The sequence below is a fragment of the Staphylococcus sp. EG-SA-2 genome, assembly GCF_017152085.1.
Genome location: NZ_JACYHC010000452.1, coordinates 1 through 4,878, shown reverse-complemented (window position 1 = coordinate 4,878; position 4,878 = coordinate 1). Strand labels below are relative to the sequence as shown.

The following is a 4,878-nucleotide window of genomic DNA, read 5'->3' as shown; positions in this document are numbered from 1 at the left end:
CATCTACTCTATTTAGCAAATATCTCCCTATCCCAGCTAATCCACTGACAGTATCATAATTTAATGGATTTAATGGTTCTTGTAATATTTGATCAAATTTATTTTCTATTTCATTTACAATGTGACCATCAATATTATTTAAAATATTTTGATAATTTTTGCCATTTTGCGATGCTAAATCCATTGAAAATGCAATACCTGAAAGTCCACCAAACAAAGAATTGTTATATTGACCACTCTGTAAATATGGTGCTAATTTCATGATGTACTTATGCACAATTTGCTCAGTATTAATATCGAAAACTTTTTGATAAGCATCTAAAAACAAAATGATACCTGGTATACCATGTGATAAAGTTGAAGGTTCAAAATAATCGGTTTCAGTAGATGCTTTTGAAATGAAATCATCTACTTCTGAAATCTCTTGAAACTTCTTCTTCAATATTAGATTCATATCAATCATTTTTGTCACCACACCAATGCTTTTGAGTTTTAACAATTTCTTTTACAATAGATAAAACAAATGTTTCTTGATCCTTATCAATGCCAAATATTCGATTGCAGCGCATATGAATTAAGCTGCCAATAATCCTTGACCTTTTAGTAGTTAAAGTTTTTTTAAGCCCTTCATTTAATTTGCTCAAAATTTGGTTGCCATCTTTTAAAATTCGATAAATACCACTATAGTGTTTAGCCATATATTCAAAATTATTAGCAGGATTACATATAGTTACAAGTTCATTTTTAAAAGGTCTAATATCTTTACTTTTAAATGATGTAGGTACATAGTTATTAACAATTTCCATACGCTCTTCATTAGAAATTGAAAACATCTCAAATAAATACATTATTGAAATAGCAACAATATATGGTCGATCAAACTTAAAATCATTTTCAATAATATTGACAGCTAAATTCGTGTCATATTCAAAGAAGGCTTCTATTTCATTAATCGTGTTCTTTCCACCATATCTAAAAAATTCTGGCTCGTATGATACAAATTCATAATCTGAAACTTCTGTCGTTTGTCGAACATGTGGTAACCAATTCTTCAAGATGCTGTATATTTCTGCGTAATTTTCGTCATTCCTGAATAACCTCAACTTTAAAATGTCACCTTGTTTGATATAACGCATTAAAAAATATTTTTCTATATCTCCCTTATCTTTAAGATGTTTTACAAATGGATACAAATTGTCGATGATAAATGTATCTTGCGATGGCTTATCGATATGAATATGTAATGCAAACCAGTCTTTGTCATATTCAATATCTGTATTTTTATATTTTGGAATTTCGATTTCGGGTCCTCGATAAGATGATTTTTTATAAATTGGTGTAACAATTTCATACACATGATCATTCTTTGATTGAGGTAAAAATGATTCTACTAAACGTACACGTTTATGCTTCTTATATTCTTTCATCAATAAATATCTATGATTAGCTAATGATAAATTTAGTAGAAGCTTGTTATCTCCATAAACTAAATTCACGATATTAGGTATATTGAATTGTTCTTGATATTTCAAAAATTGTTGATCCCATTCTTCATTTTTAGGTAAAGGTAATACCATCTCGTTAATTTTCCAATATGCTGGTTTAAGAATGACATTTTTATATCTGATTCGTGGTGAATAACTAAATGAATCAATACTCACATCATTCATAGATTCAATGCATTTCACAGATTCCATTGAAATTTCTCGTAACAATCGATATAAATTACATTCTTTTAAAAAGTTATACATATTGTTTGATTCAAATAGTACCCTTTTATTTAGTTGGCTAGAATATAAATATAATTTGTTAAAGGTAGCACCAACATAAATATCATCTAAGGTAAGCTCATACTTTGAATAACTATTACTACTTCCTAAATTCAATGAATATTCGTATGAGTCATGATTAGTTAATACATTATGATTTCTCGGATATTTCGGTATGTTATTTATAGAAATCATTTCTACATTGTCATCACATATCATCTTCTGATAATAATGTCCTTTTTCATGTTCTAATTTTGCTAAAGTTTCAGTATCAATTAAATGATGAAATCGCCCAAATGTAGCGCCAGCATTAAAAGACGCCGTTAAAGGACTAATAACAATGAGCTCATTGTACTGATTGTAAAAACGTCCTAAATAAAGTTCAGCATAAACATCTGCACTCATTGGCGCATGATAATGATTGATTTCATTATCGTTAATCAATGACTCTACATCTTTTTCATTTATGACTATCTCATCGTTATTTCTCAAGGCATGTAAAAATTTTTGCTTAAGCATTACAATATTATTTCCATCGGTTTCTTCTTCTTGAAAAATTGTTGTCCCGAAACCTGTTATATCTGAAATCAAATCTTTAATATTCACGAGTTGTTCAAATCCATACTTTTCAATAAAACGGTTGTGAAGAACTTTCAAATCTGTGAATCCAATATTATTTCTTGATAAAAGCCACAATAAGTACGCTGCTTCAGATATATTTGTTGCTATATCTTGATGTAAATAATTGTTAATCATGTCAATTTTGGTATCAATTTGAAGATAGTTTTTACATTTGAATAGTGCCTTCATATGATGAATAATGTCTTTATATAATTCCTCGCCAAATCCAATTTCAGTTTTTTCATAAGCTAATATCAATTTCTGGATTTCTCTAATTTTTTTCACAAAATCATCATTATGTAAAGAAAGTTTATTTAAAATATAATTTAAATTATCGCTATATGATAACGGTGGTCTGATTGTTGAATATATAATTTCCTTTGAGACAAGATTATGGATATATACTTTCACTTTAGTAATATCATTAATTTCAAATTCTTGATTTATCTTTTCAGCTAAATTTGAAAAAGTAATATTATTATTCGTCACAGTGGTTTTGATGAATACGAGTAATTCGCTATTTTTAATGGAAAAAGATGTATCTTTATTGTTGTTTAAATAAATAGCACTTTGTTCATTTAAATATATTCGATCATTGATAATATGTGCTTTACTATTCCAAATAACTTTCAAATTTTGATAATATTCATCAATACTCTCAATATAACTAACCAGTTTATACAACCATTCGCCATCGACTTTCACATATTTTTGAATACTATTTCCAACTTTAAGACGTGTTGGTTCATTTACAAAATGCCCCAAATTAATACCACTTAATAATCCAAATGGAGTTGGACGTGTTGACATTCTAATTAAATATTTTAATAAACTTTCTTTAGCATCTCTAACCTTCTTGTTATCGCCATCAAAATTTATTTCTTGTAAAGTACAATATAAGTTAAATGTTGTTGTTAGGATTGATTCTTTCATCTGAGCATTTAATTGTAAGTCGCTATATTTAATTTGTTCAGTATTTAAAAATAAATTGAAAAATTCAACTGATAATAAAGGTGTTCTAATCATACAAATACTTGACGGTTCGTAAATAGTGTTCATTTGTAAGCACCTCACATATTTGAATAGACAAATAGAGCCCTTTCAGGCTCTATTTGCTGTAATCTTAACAGCAGAAGCTATTAAAACTACCAGTCTTAGCACAACCAGGAGTACATAAACTATGACTTGTAATACGTTCGTCACCTGCTGAATCATTTGAGTTATTGTTTGCTTTAACTTGCACGTCTAAATCAAGAACTTTTTCCATAGATAAAACCTCCTATTATTAGTTGAAGTTAAGGCCTACTTCAATTGTCATATTATCCCTTTTCACACAACAAATCAATAAATTATATAATTATATTTTGTGAATTTTTTGTAAACACTTATTAATTTAGTAATACTATTTTGATAATTAGATTTTTGTGTTTTTTTATTACTATTTATTTTCACTAATAATTTTGCATCTAAGTTCATAATTTTAAATTTATTGATGAATTTTTTAATAGATTAATCAATTCATTTATACAAATACTTAGATATTTTTATCTATCAATACTATTACGAATTTGGAGATGGCTGCTTGAGATTAATTAATAGATATTTATGCAGTTTTGTTCTATTTATACAAAATTTAGCAAATAATAATTGAAGTTATTTTAAAGATGAGGATATAAACATATAATTTCAATGACTTGATTATTTTCTTAAATGACATGTTCTAAGAGGGTCAATATAATAACCAAAGCTTGTCATTACTTATATGTAAAGATAGAGGCTAATTACATAATCCTAACTTATTTAACAGGAAGTCATGAAAACTATATTACAACTAAAAGTATAACTTTCCATCACCAAAGTCAGAATTTATTGAAACACTCAACTGATAATATAGAAGGCTAATTATAAAAATACCTGGCGATTAATAAACTGTTTCCGTTTTTTAGCACTTAATATATTTAAAAAGACAAATAGAGCCCTTTCAGGCTCTATTTGCTGTATCCTTAACAACAGAAGCTGTTAAAACTACCCGTCTTTTCACAACCAAAGCTACAAAAAAGATGGCTAGTTATTCTTTCGTCACCCGCTGAATCATTAGTGTTGTTATTTCCTTTAACTTGCACGTCTAAATCAAGAACTTTTTCCAAAGATAAAACCCCCTATTTAAAAGTTGAAGTTAAGACCCACTTCAATTGTCATATTAATCATTACCACACAATAAATCAATGAATTTAATAATAATTATTTGTTATTAATTTGTAAATCGTCATTAATTTTATGGTACTATTGTTAGTTTAAACAAATAATGTAACTTCTTTTTTTAATATGTTGTGAATATTTTTTGTTTAACTCTTAAATTTCGGGTTTAACTTCCTCTATTTCTAACAGTTATACTCCAGGATTAGTTTCTTTAGAATCCGTACCGATTAATTTAACAGTATGGTTTTGCCAGTCAACTTCATAAGTAGATGTAAACGTTACTGTATTT

The 4,878-nt window shown here is 27.5% G+C and carries 5 protein-coding genes; all 5 read right to left on the bottom strand.

Annotated features, from left to right (window positions below):
• Positions 1 to 463 (bottom strand): lanthionine synthetase LanC family protein (locus IDG60_RS05950; RefSeq protein WP_276570660.1); only part of this gene is annotated, 463 nt, incomplete at its 3' end.
• Positions 456 to 3,449: a lantibiotic dehydratase gene (locus IDG60_RS05945; protein WP_001092607.1), complete on the bottom strand. Its 2,994-nt coding sequence runs from the start codon at positions 3,447 to 3,449 to the stop codon at positions 456 to 458. The genes IDG60_RS05945 and IDG60_RS05950, both read right to left, overlap by 8 nt.
• Before the next feature lie 64 nt (positions 3,450 to 3,513).
• Positions 3,514 to 3,657 (bottom strand): gallidermin/nisin family lantibiotic, encoded by a 144-nt coding sequence (locus IDG60_RS05940; protein WP_000416756.1) that lies wholly within the window; start codon positions 3,655 to 3,657, stop codon positions 3,514 to 3,516.
• A gap of 736 nt (positions 3,658 to 4,393) precedes the next feature.
• Positions 4,394 to 4,537 carry a gallidermin/nisin family lantibiotic gene (locus tag IDG60_RS05935; RefSeq protein ID WP_000416759.1) on the bottom strand — a complete coding sequence of 48 codons (144 nt, stop codon included), beginning with the start codon at positions 4,535 to 4,537 and terminating at the stop codon, positions 4,394 to 4,396.
• A gap of 241 nt (positions 4,538 to 4,778) precedes the next feature.
• On the bottom strand, positions 4,779 to 4,878 hold a 100-nt coding region (locus IDG60_RS22150; RefSeq protein ID WP_241013340.1), incomplete at its 5' end, for a hypothetical protein.